This is a genomic window from Bacillus cereus group sp. Sample62, from assembly GCF_036851315.1.
Classification (GTDB): Bacteria; Bacillota; Bacilli; order Bacillales; family Bacillaceae_G; genus Bacillus_A; species Bacillus_A wiedmannii.
Genome location: NZ_JAFLPK010000001.1, coordinates 4,933,876 through 4,951,149 on the forward strand (window position 1 = coordinate 4,933,876; position 17,274 = coordinate 4,951,149).

Sequence of the window (17,274 nt, forward strand, 5' to 3'; positions counted from 1 at the left end):
GTCTTCCCTATATATCGACAAGGCCTTCCGCATTTCCCAAGAAATATTGGAACTTCGACATAGAATAGCATCAATCAAAGTAAAAAAGCCGTGCATCGGCACGGCTTTTTACTTTAAATACGGACAGCAGTCCCGCTCACTGCAACCATTAGCATTCCTTCGCGAACTACTTCGTAATCCACATCGATACCAACAATTGCATTCGCATTTTTTTGTCTTGCGAAAGTTTTCATCTCTTCCATTGCAATGTCGCGTGCTTCTTTTAATTTACTTTCATAAGCACCTGCACGACCGCCGACAACGTCACGAACAGAGGCGAAAAGGTCACGAACGATATTCGCGCCCATAATCGCTTCTCCATTGACGATATCGATATACTCAATAATTTCTTTTCCTTGAATTGTAGACGTTGTTGTTACAATCATGCTTCATAGCCTCCCATATAAGATTTTCACTTACTTATGGTGCACTAATTCAGCAGAAATTATATTTACGAACTGAACTGAGCTTCGTATAAACGGCTATATCCTCCGCCTTGCTCAATTAGTTCCTCATGCGAACCTTGTTCTGCAATACCATCTTTATTTACAACGACGATACGATCTGCATTTTTAATCGTTGCAAGTCTATGAGCGATAACTAATGTTGTACGGCCGACAGATAGTTCAGCAAGTGATTTTTGAATCGCTAGTTCCGTCTCTGTATCTAATGCGGAAGTCGCTTCATCTAATATTAAAATTGGCGGATTTTTCAAGAACATACGAGCAATCGCTAGACGCTGCTTCTGTCCACCAGAAAGTTTCACACCACGCTCACCGATAACGGTATCTAAACCGTCTGGTTGTGAGTAAATTAAGTCTTCTAACTGCGCACGTTTTACTGCCTGCCAAATTTCAGCTTCTGACGCCTTTAAATTTCCGTAAGCGATATTTTCACGAATCGTTCCTGAGAATAAGAACACATCTTGCTGTACAATTCCGATTTGCTTACGAAGTGAAGATAACGTCATATCTTTCGTATCAATACCATCAATTTGAATCAATCCTGACGATTGTTCATAAAAACGTGGTAATAGGCTACATAACGTCGTTTTCCCAGCTCCTGATGGTCCAACGAACGCAACCGTTTCACCTGCATGTATTTTCAAACTAATATCATTTAAAATCGGTTCTTTGTTTTCATATCCGAATGTAACGTTGCTATATTGAATATCACCATGTACATGTTTAACTTCTATCGCGTCTTTAGAGTCTACAATATCTGGCTCTGTTTCAAGAAGCTCTACATACCTCTTAAAACCAGCGATCCCTTTCGGATAACTTTCAATAACCGCATTAATTTTTTCAATTGGGCGGAAGAAAATATTCGTTAATAGAACGAATCCGATAAATCCACCGTACGTTAATTCGCCTTGCAGAACAAACCATGTACCGCATATTAAAACGAAGAGCGTTACGAGACGCATGAGCATATAACTAATTGACGAATTTAACGCCATAATTTTATACGCCATTAATTTCGTTGTACGGAAACGAGCGTTGTTAACAGCAAATTGCTCTTTCTCAAACTTTTCATTTCCGAATGCTTGTACAACGCGGATACCACCAACGTTATTCTCAATACATGCATTAAAATCAGCGACGTCTGAGAATAAACGTCTAAACGTACCTGTCATTTTTTTATTGAAGTAAAGTGCCAACCATAATAGGAATGGAATAACGAAGAACGTTAATAGCGCTAACTTCCAGTTGATCATCATCATAAATGAGAATGCCCCAACTAAAGTCATTACAGCAATAAATAAATCCTCTGGCCCGTGGTGAGCAATTTCCCCAATTTCCATTAAATCGTTCGTAAGACGTGAAATTAAATGACCTGTTTTATTATTGTCAAAAAATCTGAATGATAGCTTTTGAATGTGATCAAATAATTTCTGCCTCATATCCGTTTCAATGTTAACACCAAGCATATGTCCCCAATATGTAACAACATATTGTAAGCCTGCATTTAATATATACACTGCAAGTAAACCGAAACAAGCCCATAAAATAAGCGTCCAGTTTTGTCCTGGCAATAACTTATCAATAAATTGATTTACGATAAGCGGGAAGCCAAGTTCTAGTAACCCTGCGACAACTGCGCAAGAAAAGTCGAGTATAAATAAACCTTTATACGGTTTATAGTAAGAAAAAAATTTACGTAGCATATCTTCCCTCCATTTTCCAAAATTTAAAAGACTCCCTAAATGATAACCATTATCAAATAATTATTCAAGTTATCCGTCTATGAAACTTCAAAATAAGGTTTGCGATAGTTGTCGTTTTTTCCAGAAAGTCGATATATTTGAATAATCACCGATATAAATTTTATTTACTACTAATCCCGCCCCCACAACCAAAAAGGGTATCACCACAAGGTGATACCCTTTCTTCTATTACATCGCTTCCGAATCCCATTCATGCTCCTGCTGAACAAACACAATTCCTAATTCGTGATGTCCTCCGGCGTATAATGCCGTTTGAGCAAGACGAAGCTCTCCTTTTGTATCTAATACTTCTAACTTACAAAATGCTCCTGTCGTCTTCGTTTGAAGCGCATCATAAAATTCCTCAGCACTTCCTGGAATGACTCCATTTACTTTCGTAACTACTTCTCCAGGCAGTAAATTCAGCTCTGCCCCAATTGTATTCGGGATTGTATCTAATACAACAAGTCCATCATTACGTGCAGCGAAGTACGCCGGTCTTGTTTCATCCGCAATTTTTTCTTGCATGGAAATCGTGAAACGTCCAAGCATTGCAACTCCCATCGCAATAATGGCAAGTACGTGCCACCAATAACTTGCGACTCCTAAAACAAGCACAAGTCCTGCTAATCCGTACACACGTCTTCCTGTAAATAATAAAGCTTCCGTTGGCTCATAACTTCTAATCCTTCTCATAAATCCAATTAAAAATGGAACGAGGAATAGAGAATATGTATCCGAACCTATTGAAACGACAGGCCACCATGAAATAAACTGCGTTACTGCATCACCTGGTACAAGAATAAAAATCGGAACGATCCATAAACGCTTTGATTCGTGTAAACCAATCTTTAACCCCCGCTTACCCTTCCTAATCTTCGGCGTCGAATATCCTACTGCATTTTTAGAAATCAATAAACCCTCTACAACGAGCATGACGCCTAGCAAAATAGCAAGAGATACAATCGTACCCTCTTCACCCTCTCCAAGCTGTAAGAAGGAAACTGGTAGCTTAGAAGATAATAGAACGCATACAATTGCGATACTAAATGTATAAGCTGCTGATAAATATCGATACATAGCAGTTAATCCAAATAATAACGTCCAAAGTAAGATGACCCATAAACTCGCTTTGGAAACGACAAGGCCAAGTCCAATTGTAATAATAGATACGATTAATCCGTATCCAACTCCCGCAAATAGAGCTGTTCGCAGTTCAAACCAAATATCATAAACTTTAAAGGAAAAATCCTTTCGTTCTCGTAACATACGTAAGTATCCAACGAAGATACTACTTATTAAAAATACATAGACAGCAGGGTGTAAGAAAAAACGTCCAACTGCCCGCATTATTTCAAAAATCCATGCCTCCACGAACCCATTCACCACCATTTATATCATTCTTTCTTTTTATATTATCATAACTGGACAAACGTTTGTTTAACACAAAAAAATACAGGCAGCAAACTGCCTGTATTTCTTTTTATTTCGCTATTAATTTTAATGCGGACTGTAATTGTAAATCATTTTCTCCAGAACGTATTTTTTCAATAATTTTAGTTTGAATCGCCTCAGCTGTCTTTTTATCCAGCTGTCCTGTCGCTTCCATCTCATTCGCATTTTGGAATGCTTTCAGCGCCGATTCTGTCTCTTTACTAAAGTATCCATCTTCACGTCCTGGTACATACCCTAAACTCTTAAGCATTTCTTGCGCGTGTTTTACTTGCACATCATTTGAATTGTATGAAAGTGTTTTTTCAATTTGAATTGGTGTCGCATGATAATAATCTGGTTGCTTCACTTCTACTGTTGGCGCGATTCCTTTTTTATGAATCCAGTTTCCATCCGGTGTTAACCATTTAAACATCGTTAATTTAATGTTGCTGCCATCTTTAAATGGAACGGCCTGCTGAACAGTACCTTTACCAAACGTTTTTTCACCAATTAAATCGTATCCTTCTCCCTCTTTTAGCGCACCCGCTAAAATCTCTGAAGCAGAAGCACTTCCGTTATCAATTAATACTGAAATTGGATATGGCTTTTTCTCTTTCAGCTCCGTAGAGAATTTCTTTTTCTCACCATTTCGTTGCTCTACTTGTAGCATCGGCTTTTTATCCGTCATAATTTCCCCTAGTATCTCTTCTACACTATTTAAGTAGCCACCAGGATTACCACGCACGTCAATAACTAAGCCTTTTATATTTTTCTTCTCTAACTCTTTTAACTGATCCTTAAATTCTTTCGCCGTATTTTCAGCAAAAGAAGTGATTTGCATATAACCGATATCTTTTCCACTCTCTTGTTTCACAGAACTAAACACTGTGAAGATTGGAATTTTTTCACGCTTAATTTTAAATACAATCGGATCAGCTACTCCTGCACGCTTAATTTCAATCGCGACAGTCGTTCCTTTTTTACCACGAATCTTTAATACTGCTTCTTCACGTGATAAATCTTTCACACTATTTCCATCTACAGATAAAATTTGGTCATTCGGTTTAATTCCAATCTTTTCTGCCGGTGAGCCTTTAATTGGAGATACGATAATAAGCTTACCGTCCGTTTTGTTCACCTCAGCCCCGATCCCCTCTAGCTCAGGATCAAGTGATTCACTAAACTGTTTAGCCGTTTCTTTATCCATATACGTGGAATAAGGGTCCTTCAGCGTAGACAACATGCCTTGTATTGCACCTTCGACTAACTTGTCATCCTTCACGTCTTCCACATAACGTGAATCAATTAGTGCATACGCCTCATTAATTTTTGCCAAATTCCCTTGCGCGGCGCTAGCGTTTCCACTCGAAATTGTTTGCGTTACTTCTGCTGGGTTAACCCCAAATAAAGACATACCTGCAAACATTCCGCCAGCACCAATTAAAAATGCAACAACCATTCCAATAATTGCAACTCTACGTTTCAATGCGGAATTCCCCTTTCCAAAACACACAGGTGGTGTAGCAAAAGGCATCACACAGTGTGTGATGCCTTTACCTATTTCTACTATATGATAAGCTTGTACGAATTATGTTTGCAACTTTTTATACTTTTAAGAAGCGACGAATTGACATTACACTTCCCCACATACCGATTAAAGCCCCGATTAACACTAGTAAACCAGCTAATTGGAATACGAAAGGACTGTATGGTAGAAGTTCGAAAATTGTTCCGCCAAGTTTTTCGTTAAACACACTTTGTAGTGAATTATACGTAACTAGAATTAAGCCAATTGGAATAATTGATCCTAATACTCCTAGGAATAATCCCTCTAATAAGAACGGCCAACGAATAAACCAGTTTGTTGCACCTACCAGTTTCATAATTTCGATTTCTGTACTACGAGCATAAATTGTAATTTTAATTGTATTAGAGATTAAGAACATCGCTGTGAATAAAAGACCTGCAATTAACGCAATCCCGATATTACGTCCTGTTTTTACAGTATCAAATAATTTTTCAACTTGGCCTTTACCGTATTGAACATTACTTACAAACTGCATTTTTTCAATCTTTTTCGCGATTGTCGCTGTATCTGTTGGTTCTTTTGCTTTTACAATGAATACGTTTTTAAGTGGGTTATCTTGTTCAAATAACTCAAACGTTTTTCCGCTATCACCTAAGCTTTTAATTAAGCGTTTTAGCTCTTCTTCTTTAGAAGAATATTTAATAGATTCTACTTTCGCAATCTTACTCATATCATCTTCTAATTTCTTTTGATCAGCTTCTTTTGCTGCTGGATCAATGTGTACACGAATTTCTACATCTTGCTCTACTTTCGTCGCAAAATGGTTCATATTCATTATCGCTGTTAAAAAGACACCTACAAGTAATAATGTAACTGTTACTGCACTAACAGAAGCAAATGTCATCCATCCGTTACGTGATAGATTCTTTACACCTTCTCGCAAATGTCGACTAAGGGTCTTAGCCTTCATATCCGTATCCTCCCTCAATCTCATCTCGAACAATTTTTCCGCCTTCAATCGCGATTACACGATGACGAATTGTATTTACGATATCTGAGTTATGTGTCGCCATAACAATCGTTGTACCACGCTCGTTAATACGCGTAAAAATCTTCATAATATCAAGAGCTGTTTCAATATCTAAGTTACCTGTTGGCTCATCGGCAATTACAACCTTTGGTCTATTAACAATTGCTCTCGCAATTGCAACACGTTGCTGCTCTCCGCCCGAAAGTTCACTTGGTAGTGCGTCTGCACGATCCTCAAGACCTACAAGACCTAAAACTTCTGTTACACGCTCACGAATGGCTTCTTTTTCTTCTTCAATTACTTCTAAGGCAAACGCAACATTCTCATATACCGTTAACTTAGGTAGTAATTTAAAATCTTGGAAAATTACGCCTAATTGACGACGGAAATATGGAACATCTCTTTCTGCTAATGTTTCAATAACAAGTCCATTTACATTAATTGATCCTGTAGATGGCTTCTCTTCACGATACATCATTTTAATAAATGTAGATTTCCCGGCTCCACTCGGTCCAACTACGTATACAAACTCACCTTGTTTAATGTTAACTGTGAGACCAGCAATGGCTTTCATACCATTCGGGTACTCCTTATAAACATTCGTCATTTTTATCATTATTTATCACCCAATACTTAATGATTTTTTTCGAAATACTTTTCTGTACATCTGAAAATAAAAACTTTATTCTCACTTAACCACTCTTGTTGAAGGTAGCTTCCATTCATGCTTTTTATTAGCAGCGCTACTCTATGTAATATATTTCAGCAAAATTCTACAAACCCCATTGTAACATCAAACGGTTTCCAGTTCGGATACATTTTTGTTACAGTTATGTTACACTACAAAAAAAGGAAACGAGTCGTCATAGTTCTTACCCAAAATCATTTTAGGATAAGATTATATAACCAACTCGTCCACTTTACCTTTTTTATTTATGTTCAGCTAACCACTCAGCTACTTTTTTCGCATCCTCACCTTGAATGATTCCTGGTGACATGGAACCGCGACCTTTTTCAATAATCTTTTCAATCTCTGCTGCATCATATTTCTGTCCCACTTTTCGTAAATCCGGTCCAGTTGCTCCCGATAAATCTTTCGCGTGACAGCCTATACAACTTTTTTGGTAAATTTGCTCTGCGCTATCTGTGCTTGCAGATTGTTTCGAAGGCTTACTCTCTTCTTTATTTCCACATGCTCCTAAAGCAAAAACGACTGATGTTCCTAACGCAATAGCCAACAATTTCTTTTTCACTTCTATCGCTCCCCATTGTTGATATTCTTTTCATTCCTAACACACTCATTTTCATTATAAGCATTATCTTTATATAGAAAAACTAAGGTATATTTCATATTTTTCAAAAACCCAGTAAGAACCCTGATAATATAAAGCTTTCATAAGTTGTTTCAATTCTGTGAACAACGTAAAAACTTCTATAAAGAATTCTTGTTGAACAGAAAATCAGAAAATTTCTGTTAAAGTCTTACCCTATTGCCGCTCTGTTTTACTATTCTCTACTTTTTACAAAACAATATACAACATTGTATGCTACATATAATCTCATCAAAAAGAGAAGTTGTCGTTTCCAACTTCTCTTCCTCTTTACTTCATCTATAGAAATAAAATCAAATTCTTTATCTCCTCGACTATCCTCAGCATACGCCGACAACTTTGTTGGCTTTTTTTCGCTTATTAGATGCGAGAACGTAAGTAAGCATCAATAAATGGATCAATTTCTCCATCCATAACCGCTTGTACGTTACCAACCTCTGTATTTGTACGGTGGTCTTTCACAAGAGAATACGGGTGGAATACGTAAGAACGAATTTGGCTACCCCATCCGATTTCTTTTTGTTCACCGCGAATTTCATCTAACTCCGCTTGTTGCTCTTCTAGTTTCTTTTGATACAATTTCGCTTTTAACATTTTCATCGCGTGCTCACGGTTTTTAATTTGTGAACGCTCTGACTGACATGTTACAACTGTGTTTGTTGGTGTATGTGTAATACGAACTGCTGAGTCTGTCGTATTAATATGCTGTCCACCTGCACCACTTGCACGGTACGTATCAACTTTTAAGTCTTCTGAACGTATTTCGATTTCAACTTCATCATTGAACTCAGGTACAACTTCACAAGATACGAACGATGTATGACGACGGCCTGAAGAATCGAATGGCGAAATACGTACAAGACGATGTACACCTTTCTCTGCCTTTAAATAACCGTAAGCGTTATGACCTTTAATTAATAAAGTAACACTCTTAATACCAGCTTCATCACCTGGTAAGTAGTCAACCGTTTCTACTTTAAACCCACGTTTTTCAGCCCAACGTGTGTACATACGTAATAACATAGAACCCCAGTCTTGTGACTCTGTTCCACCAGCACCTGGGTGTAATTCTAAAATAGCGTTATTTTTATCATAAGGATCGCTTAGTAGTAGCTGAAGCTCATACTCATTCATTTCTTGAATTAAGCCTTTCACTTCTGATTCAAGCTCCTCATGTAAATCTTCATCATACTCTTCTTTTAAAAGCTCATGCGTGATTTCTAAATTTTCGAATGTCTCATCTAACTGACGGAACTTTCCAACCATCTCTTTCAGTGCATTAGCTTCGTTAATTACAGCTTGTGCGCCTTGTTGGTCATCCCAAAATCCTGCACCCATCATTGTTTCTTCTAACTCTGCAATTTGTTTCTCCTTAGTAGGAAGGTCAAAGAGACCCCCTAAAAGCCGCTAATCTCTTAGCCATTTTCTCTAACTCTTGTCTAATTTCTACTAATTCCATTTCCTTCACCTCTATGTAATTGCTGTTACTTTCTTATGAAAACAAGGGAAACTCTCTCCACTTATGACGGAGAGAGTTTAATCTTTCTTAATTATACATTTTTGATGTAAAATTTTGCAAAGTAATCTGGGCTACCGCCCTGTATTACTTCCCGATACCACAGCAGTTTTTATATTTTTTACCGCTACCACATTTACATAAATCGTTGCGGCCTACTTGGTCTCCTTTTACAACTGGTTTTTTCTTCGCTTCTTCGCCATCGCTAGATGGATGAACAGCTTCACCTTGAACAACTTCTTGACGCTCTAAGTTTTGTTCAATTTCAGCTTTCATAATGTAACGAGAGATTTCCTCTTCAATAGAAGCAATCATTGACTCGAACATTGCGAATCCTTCCATTTGATACTCACGAAGTGGATCAATTTGACCGTAAGCACGTAAATGAATACCTTCACGAAGGTGGTCCATCGCATCAATATGCTCTGTCCATTTCGTATCTACTACACGGAATACAACAACTTTTTCAAACTCACGCATTTGCTCTTCTGGCAGAAGCTTTTCTTTATCGTTGTAACGCTCTATTAATTTCGCGATAATCGGCTCGCTCATTTCCTCTGGAGCAAGACGACGTAACTCTTCTTCTTTTATATCGCCTTCTTGCAGAAGGTTTGTATTTAAATAGTCAACAAGACCTTTAATGTTCCAATCTTCTTCGATTTCCTCTTGTGTATGAAGCGCAACAGCACGTTCTACTGTAGATTTCATCATACCTTCAATAATACTGCGTAAGTTCTCAGAATCCATTACTTCTTGACGCTGTTTGTAAATAACTTCACGTTGCTGACGAAGTACATCATCGTACTGCAGTAACTGCTTACGTGCATCATAGTTATTTCCTTCTACACGTTTTTGTGCAGATTCTACCGCACGAGAAACCATTTTACTTTCAATCGGCTGTGAATCATCCATACCAAGACGATCCATCATCGCTTTCATATTGTCAGAACCGAAGCGGCGCATTAGTTCATCTTCCATAGACAAGTAGAACTGCGTTACACCAGGGTCCCCTTGACGACCAGCACGACCACGTAACTGATTATCAATACGACGGCTTTCGTGACGCTCTGTACCGATAACTGCTAGACCAACGTTTTTAATATCGTCTCCAAGCTTAATATCCGTACCACGACCAGCCATATTCGTCGCAATCGTTACAGCACCTTTCATACCAGCTTCTGCAATGATATCTGCTTCTCGCGCATGGTTTTTCGCATTTAAAATGTTATGGCGTACACCTTTACGTGTTAACATTTTTGAAATAAGCTCTGACGTTTCAATTGCAACTGTACCAACAAGAATAGGTTGCCCTTGTTTATGACGATTTACAATATCCTCAACAACTGCATTGAATTTGCCTTCCATTGATTTGAAGATTAAATCAGCACGGTCATCACGAATAATATCTTTGTTCGTTGGAATTACGATAACATTCATATTGTAAATACTACGGAATTCTTCTTCTTCCGTTTTCGCTGTACCAGTCATACCAGATAACTTTTCATACATACGGAAATAGTTCTGGAACGTAATTGTTGCGAGTGTCATACTTTCATTTTGAATTTCTACGCCTTCTTTTGCTTCAATAGCTTGGTGTAAACCTTCGCTATAACGACGACCTTTCATAAGACGACCAGTGAATTGGTCTACAATTACGATTTCGCCTTCTTGTACAACATAATCTGTATCAAGGTGCATGACAACGTGTGCACGAAGCGCCTGATTAATATGGTGAAGAAGTGCGACATGTTTTAAATCGAATAAGTTTTCAATATGGAAAGCTTTCTCTGCTTTCGTAATACCATCTTCAGTCAACATTACATTTTTCGTCTTCACATCAAATGAATACTCTTTTTCATTTTCTAACGTACGAACGAATGCATTTGCAAACATGTATAACTCTGCTGATTTTTGAGCTTGTCCCGAAATAATAAGCGGCGTACGTGCTTCATCGACTAAAATAGAATCGACTTCATCGATAATAGCGAAATGAAGTGGACGCTGAACGCACTGTTCTCTATATAAAACCATGTTGTCACGTAAGTAATCGAATCCAAGCTCATTATTTGTGCTATACGTAATATCAGCAGCATAAGCCTCTTGTTTCTCTTCGCGTGACATGCTGTTTAAGTTAATTCCTACTGTTAAGCCTAGGAACTCATGAAGTTGTCCCATTTCGCTCGCATCACGTTGTGCTAAGTATTCATTGACTGTAACAACGTGAACACCTTTTCCTGTTAAAGCATTTAAATATACAGGTAATGTAGATGTTAACGTTTTACCTTCACCCGTTTTCATCTCAGAGATATTTCCTTCATGTAAGGCAATACCACCCATTAACTGCACGCCATACGGACGCATTCCAAGAACACGAGTCGCAGCTTCGCGAACAACTGCAAAAGCTTCAGGAAGTAGATCATCTACTGTCTCACCTTTTGTTAAACGTTCTTTAAATTCAAGCGTCTTTCCTTTTAATTGCTCATCTGTTAGTGGCTTAATAGATGATTCTAATGCATCAATTTGCTCAACTGTCTTCTGCATACGTTTAATTTGGCGTTGATTTACATCAAATACCTTTTTTAAAATACCGATCATAGGAAATACGCTCCTCTTTTTTATTAAAATAAAACTTCCGATTGTTTTTTCTTTTTCTATTACAATCAGTCGTTATAAAAATCAAATGTATGTTATGCCAATTTTTCTCCTAATTAAAAAAACTAAAATGTATATACCTAATGATAATTGTAACACTTGTCTTATAACTATGACAACAATCGGCCGAATGTCAGGCCTTATATTCAGAAAAAGTTTTATTTAATTTGTTACGTTTCTTTTCTCTGTCTCGTTATTTCAAGTTCACGTTACAAATTTCGTATTAAATCTAAGTCATTTTCCTTTCAAAAAAAAATGACTAGAATATACTCCTTAATAAAATCTAAATCAATAATTACAAAAAGCCGAAGATTTCGTCGGTGCAGCATCCATAGATACTTACACCTGCGCAAAACCTCCGACTTTAAAAGAGAATATTATGTTGCAAGATATACTCAACCACGGCACCCCTAAAGCACACTTAAAATATATCTGTATCAATCATGCATTAATTTATCGGTATTTCCAATTCATGATATTTCCCTTTCTTATCCTTCATAAAAGAAATGAATTTCACTTTAGTTGATTCATTTGAAAAGTTTTTATAATTTTTATAAAGGTCATCTCCTATAAAATAATTTGTCCCTATATATCCTCTTACTGTTTTACCAGCAGGTATTACAGGTTCAAACTGATATTTTTCAGGTAATTCCATTGAATAAGGAATCAAATTATAAAACTCGCCTATTTTAGAATAAAACATTGTACTGGAAATAGACTTATTACTAAGTAAATTAATATCCCGATTCGTTGTATTTGTAATATCTAAAGGTAACACATACGTCATTAATTCACGGTCTTCATAAGGATCATAAACTTTTTTAGGATCAAGAGGATTAAGTGCATGAAACGTAACTCCTTGTCCATCTTCAAAAGTTCTATTAGATAAAAACTCATCTTTTACCACTTTATAAGATTCATTATTTAGATTTAATGTTTTAAATCTAAATAAACTAGCAAATATACATAGCAACACACACAACCCAATAATTATTAAGATATGTTTTTTTGTCACTCTTAATCTACCAACTTTCCATTATTAACATGTACAATACGATCTACTATTTCATTATCTAGAACATGCACATCATGACTAGCTACTATAATAGTCGTTCCCTTAGATTTTTCTACTTTCAAAATATCTAAAACATCTTTTATCCCATCAATATCTAAAGCATTAGTTGGCTCGTCTAATAGCAATAATTTTGGTTGTTCCATTAAAGCTTGCGCTATCCCTAAACGTTGTTTCATACCTAAAGAGTATCTTTTATACTTTCTCTTATCTGTTTTATCAAGTCCAACCCTTTGAATAATATTATAAATTTCCTCATCAGAAATTTTATTGTTAATCGATGATAAAAATTTCAAGTTCTGAAAACCAGTATACCCTGGAATAAAACTTGGATATTCAATCAATATTCCCATAGAATCAGGAAATTGCTTTTGTTTTCCAATCATTTCATTATCTACATAAACAACTCCAGAATTCAAACGCATTAACCCTGATATAGCGCGTAAAATCATCGTTTTACCAGAGCCATTATGCCCCTTCAAAACTAAAAATTCGCCTTTTTTTACTGACAAACTAATATTATCTAACACAATATTTCCTTTTAATCTTTTCGTCATACATTCACATTTAATATAATTGTCCATAAATTATTCACCTATCACATCTAGTTTTTTAAAACAAAAACTACCTAATAAAATCATTACAACAACAATTACTACTCCTATTAAAAGTAAATCATTCCATTGAATAGCTTGATTATTACCTAAAGTCAATTGAATTGAACTGTGATCAACAAAATACCAACGATTTGGCATAACAAAAGAACCTAAAAAATAAATACTATGAAAGAAAATAGAAAAAAATAGGTACATCAACATCAGTATAAAAACAATAGTTATTGGTATATAAAGCGTTAAAAACTCAAAAATTAAAGCTAATAAAAAGCTGATAATGATTTGAATTAGCATAGTACCTACTATCTTATAAGAAAATTGACGATATACATTTGAAAAATAATGCTCGCCAAAAGTAAGCAAATAATAAACAGTAAACCAAATCAAATACATAACAATCCAAATACTAATTATGTAAAAAAACAAAGATAGTATTTTCGTTAACCAAAGAAAATGCTTCTTCTTAACACGAGGAAACAAATAAACACCATTCTGTTGAATATCCGAAAAAGCAAACTTCCCTACTAGCAACAAAGGAACAATTTGAAAGAATATCCAATAAAAAGGGATAGAAAATCGCCCCTCCTTATAAAAATAAGATAAATCTACAAAGTCTACTCCATGAAAAAATCGATAAAAGGTAACACCTAACAATGAGGGTTCTTTTCCATTACTAAGAGGCTGATTGTATAAAAAAGTAACTACAATCATAGCGTAAATTAAGAATAAAAAAACCATTATCTTGATGGAATCTCTAAACCTTACATGTAAATCTCTTTTTAACAAATAATATAAAATCATAATGTAAACTAGATCACCTCTGTCTCATCATTCATAGAAATATAACTTTTTTTAGCTAAAATCCATACACTTATAAAAAAGATAAAAAAACATCCAAATAAGCGTATAAGTAAGTCAATAGCATCTTCAAACACATTTATATAAAAAACATTTGTAAATAAAAATCCATGTAATATAAATCTATCTAGTAAAACGGCAGTGATCATACATATTATTACAAGTAAACTAGGTAAAAATAATTGCAATAAAGCACTTATCATACATATAAAAATATTCGCAAATAATTGAATGCAAAATAACAATGCATAATTCACATAAATACTATTTACAGCCATCATATTTGCCATCAAAAATAACTGTAAAATCATACTCCCAGCAAAAAAGCAAACAAAAACGAATAGTTTCAAATAATATATAGAAACTAATTTCAATGCATTATTCACTCGGTAAACTACATAAATACTAAAAAAATTCGACATAGAATATACAGAAAAAACGATAGTTAAAGGAATAAATATAGTCGATAAATTATAAAACGACATGACCTTATACAAAGCTTCCAATTCGTTCATTTTCTCTTTTACAATTCCATGTTCAAAATAATTGAACAAACAACCAATGATACTGACGTTAAGCAAGAAGAGAACACTTAACCAAACATATTTCATCCCTATAGTTTCTTTCATTACATTATAAAAGAACATGCTTCCTACTCCCCCGTAAATAAAGAACTACAGAACAAAACCAAATACATAACAGCACACTAAGAAAAATTTGTAATTCAAAAAAACCGAAGTCTTTAATTAAATAATCTTTAGGATTGAGAATCCCCTTTCCAATACCAAGCCAAAAAATATGTAAAATAAATGGAACTAAATAAATAAAATAAACTCGTCTTATAAAAAACGAAACTGATAAAGCCAAACTTGAAAAAACCGCACCGTATAAACCATTTAAAAATACATACATAAGAAAATATAAAGTAGGATACTCATAATAAACCGTATTAAATTGAGCTGTTGGTGAAACAGTAGCAGCCATATAATTTAATATCGGATGCGGAGCAACTGTTGGATAAGTCATCGCATATAAATAAAAATGAAATAGTAAAGGGACACTTATAATAAAAAAAGATACAATAAAATTAATAAAATAAAGTAACCTAAAATAATGACATGTTCCCATCTTAGAAATAACAGGATAAATAAACCCATAATTTTTATCAATTCCATAAATTCCTGCTACAGCCATTGCAGAAATCATAGGAAATATTAATAGATAAAATTCACTATAAAATGGTAATCTATTAAAATGTAAAATGTTAGATAAATATGGAGATACCTTTATAATCCCAGCATCGTTAAATCCTTTCGTTGTTACAAACATAGCAATATATTGAGCAATGACAATTACTAACATAATAAATAAAGCAACCCAAAACATCCTACCTTTTAAAATCCGTCCTAAAAAGTAACTCATCTACAACTCCTCCATAAACCATTATTGAAATTTAAATCTTTTTTAATATGAAGAATTGATCCGCAACACCATAACATTTATTTTCTTTATTTATCCAAATGTAACGAAAGGAAACATGTGCTTTCTCCCCCTCAAACTTAGGAAATTCAACTTCATACTGATAAACATTATCTGTACCTTTTCTTTTTACACTCTTAACTTCTTGTTTCCACTGAATTACTTTTCCATCAGTTTGTTCAATCCGCCCCAAAAGATACGTTGGTTTTTTCTTATTCGTCACACCCGTTAAAAAAACATAATAATTTTCCGGTATAACTCCCAACTTTAAATTTTCATCTAAAAGCTTATCTTCTATTCCAATATCATTTCTATGTGTTTGACCTTGAAAGAAATCCTCACCATTTTCATTCTCAAAAAATATTTGTTCAAAAATAGTATTTTTCTTAATTTCTTGTAACTGAATACTTTTTAAATTATCTTTTTCCGTTAAAGTATCTTCAATATTTACAATAGGTTCATCCATTTCCTTTTGACAAGAAGCTAAGAAACAAATACTCAATAAAAAAAAGCCTAAAACATATTTGGAAATAACCTTCATTACAGCTCCTCCTATTTTTAAAATTACATAGCAGAAAAAGTCATATAATCCAAATTCGGAACTATACGACTTTTTCTAGCACTACAAAATAAATAATTTCAATTTATAATTTCTAAATCAATATTCAGTGTAAGGTCCACCAGGTCTTACACTATCAGGACTCCAAGCAGTAGGATAGGCATTATTTTCTCTAGAATAACCACCAAATCTCACAGGTACATTTTTTCCATATCTTTCATATGCGTAATTTTGGAAAAGATACGTTTTACCTGGTTGCACCGTTCCTTCATGCTTACCTGAATCACCTGAAACATTTACCCAATCTCTATCACCTTTATTTTTATTTTTATCTGCTTCTGTCCAAACGTTAAAAGAACCACCGCCCTTCTCACTACTCTTCACACGCATATACATAGAAGTAGGTGTCCCTTTAGGACGTGCATTAGTAAAATCATATGCACTCCAAAGTCTAAAGGTAAATTCTACATGATCATCCCTTGTATCAGCCTTAGCAGGTTCGGTTAAAGCAAAAGTACTAGCTAAAATACCTAAAGATAAAATAGCCCCAAACATAAAATGACTTTTTTTCTTAATACTCAATAAAAACACCTCCGATAATTTATAGCATTATATTGATTTTATTTTTTCACTGAAGGAATAAACTAAATCTATATAATGCAATATTATAGTAACAACACCTCGATATACCTTCAATGGATTTTGGAATATTTAATATTATCTTTACACTTACGAACATTTCGTTAAATTTTAAAAAACAACAATATATCCCTAGCAAAGAATTACTTGTAAAGATAACTGCTTACCTACGCCTGTTCCAAATAATAAAGAGTAACTCACCTTTCCAAGTTTTTAATTTCCCCGTACTGTTTTGACGAAACACTGTCCAAAAATCACTTCTTAATGAAATTGGCTACTTATAAATTTTTTCACCTCTCGAAAAGAAAAAGCTAAAA

At 34.8% G+C, this 17,274-nt stretch carries 16 protein-coding genes; all 16 read right to left on the minus strand.

Going from position 1 to position 17,274, the window contains the following annotated elements:
* Positions 1–113 precede the first annotated feature (113 nt).
* The 16 genes from J0835_RS25425 to J0835_RS25500 all read right to left on the minus strand — a co-directional run bounded on the left by J0835_RS25425 (position 114) and on the right by J0835_RS25500 (position 16,900).
* Positions 114–425 carry a heavy metal-binding domain-containing protein gene (locus tag J0835_RS25425; RefSeq protein ID WP_000637523.1) on the minus strand — a complete coding sequence of 104 codons (312 nt, stop codon included), beginning with the start codon at positions 423–425 and terminating at the stop codon, positions 114–116.
* Positions 426–490: 65 nt separating this feature from the next.
* Entirely contained in the window at positions 491–2,206 is a 1,716-nt protein-coding gene (locus J0835_RS25430) for an ABC transporter ATP-binding protein (RefSeq protein WP_087983104.1), read from the minus strand.
* Between the two features lie 228 nt (positions 2,207–2,434).
* Positions 2,435–3,619, minus strand: a complete 1,185-nt coding sequence (locus tag J0835_RS25435) for a PDZ domain-containing protein (protein WP_140386942.1) — start codon at positions 3,617–3,619, stop codon at positions 2,435–2,437.
* 109 nt (positions 3,620–3,728) lie between these two features.
* Entirely contained in the window at positions 3,729–5,165 is a 1,437-nt protein-coding gene (locus tag J0835_RS25440; protein WP_087983108.1) for a S41 family peptidase, read from the minus strand.
* Positions 5,166–5,283: 118 nt separating this feature from the next.
* On the minus strand, positions 5,284–6,177 hold the full coding sequence (gene ftsX, locus J0835_RS25445; RefSeq protein ID WP_000645020.1) for a permease-like cell division protein FtsX: 894 nt from the start codon (positions 6,175–6,177) through the stop codon (positions 5,284–5,286).
* Positions 6,167–6,853, minus strand: a complete 687-nt coding sequence (ftsE, locus tag J0835_RS25450) for a cell division ATP-binding protein FtsE (protein WP_000594325.1) — start codon at positions 6,851–6,853, stop codon at positions 6,167–6,169. Before ftsE ends, ftsX begins: the two co-directional genes overlap by 11 nt.
* A gap of 313 nt (positions 6,854–7,166) precedes the next feature.
* On the minus strand, positions 7,167–7,490 hold the full coding sequence (gene cccB, locus J0835_RS25455; RefSeq protein WP_000727965.1) for a cytochrome c551: 324 nt from the start codon (positions 7,488–7,490) through the stop codon (positions 7,167–7,169).
* Positions 7,491–7,928: 438 nt separating this feature from the next.
* A protein-coding gene (prfB, locus tag J0835_RS25460; RefSeq protein ID WP_096001656.1) for a peptide chain release factor 2 occupies positions 7,929–9,027 on the minus strand; the annotation gives its coding sequence in 2 pieces (ribosomal slippage) (positions 7,929–8,954 and positions 8,956–9,027; 1,098 coding nt in all).
* Between the two features lie 144 nt (positions 9,028–9,171).
* The gene (gene secA, locus J0835_RS25465) at positions 9,172–11,679 is read right to left on the minus strand and encodes a preprotein translocase subunit SecA (RefSeq protein ID WP_087983114.1); all 2,508 of its coding nucleotides are present in this window, start codon (positions 11,677–11,679) and stop codon (positions 9,172–9,174) included.
* 505 nt (positions 11,680–12,184) lie between these two features.
* Positions 12,185–12,712, minus strand: a complete 528-nt coding sequence (locus J0835_RS25470; RefSeq protein WP_087983229.1) for a hypothetical protein — start codon at positions 12,710–12,712, stop codon at positions 12,185–12,187.
* A 41-nt stretch (positions 12,713–12,753) separates the two neighbouring features.
* Positions 12,754–13,392: an ATP-binding cassette domain-containing protein gene (locus J0835_RS25475; RefSeq protein ID WP_087983116.1), complete on the minus strand. Its 639-nt coding sequence runs from the start codon at positions 13,390–13,392 to the stop codon at positions 12,754–12,756.
* A 3-nt stretch (positions 13,393–13,395) separates the two neighbouring features.
* Entirely contained in the window at positions 13,396–14,160 is a 765-nt protein-coding gene (locus J0835_RS25480) for a hypothetical protein (protein ID WP_087983231.1), read from the minus strand.
* Positions 14,161–14,231: 71 nt separating this feature from the next.
* Complete coding sequence (locus J0835_RS25485) at positions 14,232–14,927, minus strand: hypothetical protein (protein WP_087983117.1); 696 nt, start codon at positions 14,925–14,927, stop codon at positions 14,232–14,234.
* A complete protein-coding gene (locus tag J0835_RS25490; protein WP_087983119.1) occupies positions 14,914–15,702 on the minus strand; it encodes a hypothetical protein in 789 nt (262 codons plus the stop codon). The genes J0835_RS25485 and J0835_RS25490 overlap by 14 nt, the downstream gene beginning before the upstream one ends.
* 31 nt (positions 15,703–15,733) lie before the next feature.
* Positions 15,734–16,300 (minus strand): hypothetical protein, encoded by a 567-nt coding sequence (locus tag J0835_RS25495; protein WP_087983121.1) that lies wholly within the window; start codon positions 16,298–16,300, stop codon positions 15,734–15,736.
* Positions 16,301–16,417: 117 nt separating this feature from the next.
* Positions 16,418–16,900: a hypothetical protein gene (locus J0835_RS25500; protein ID WP_087983123.1), complete on the minus strand. Its 483-nt coding sequence runs from the start codon at positions 16,898–16,900 to the stop codon at positions 16,418–16,420.
* Between the last annotated feature and the right edge of the window lie 374 nt (positions 16,901–17,274).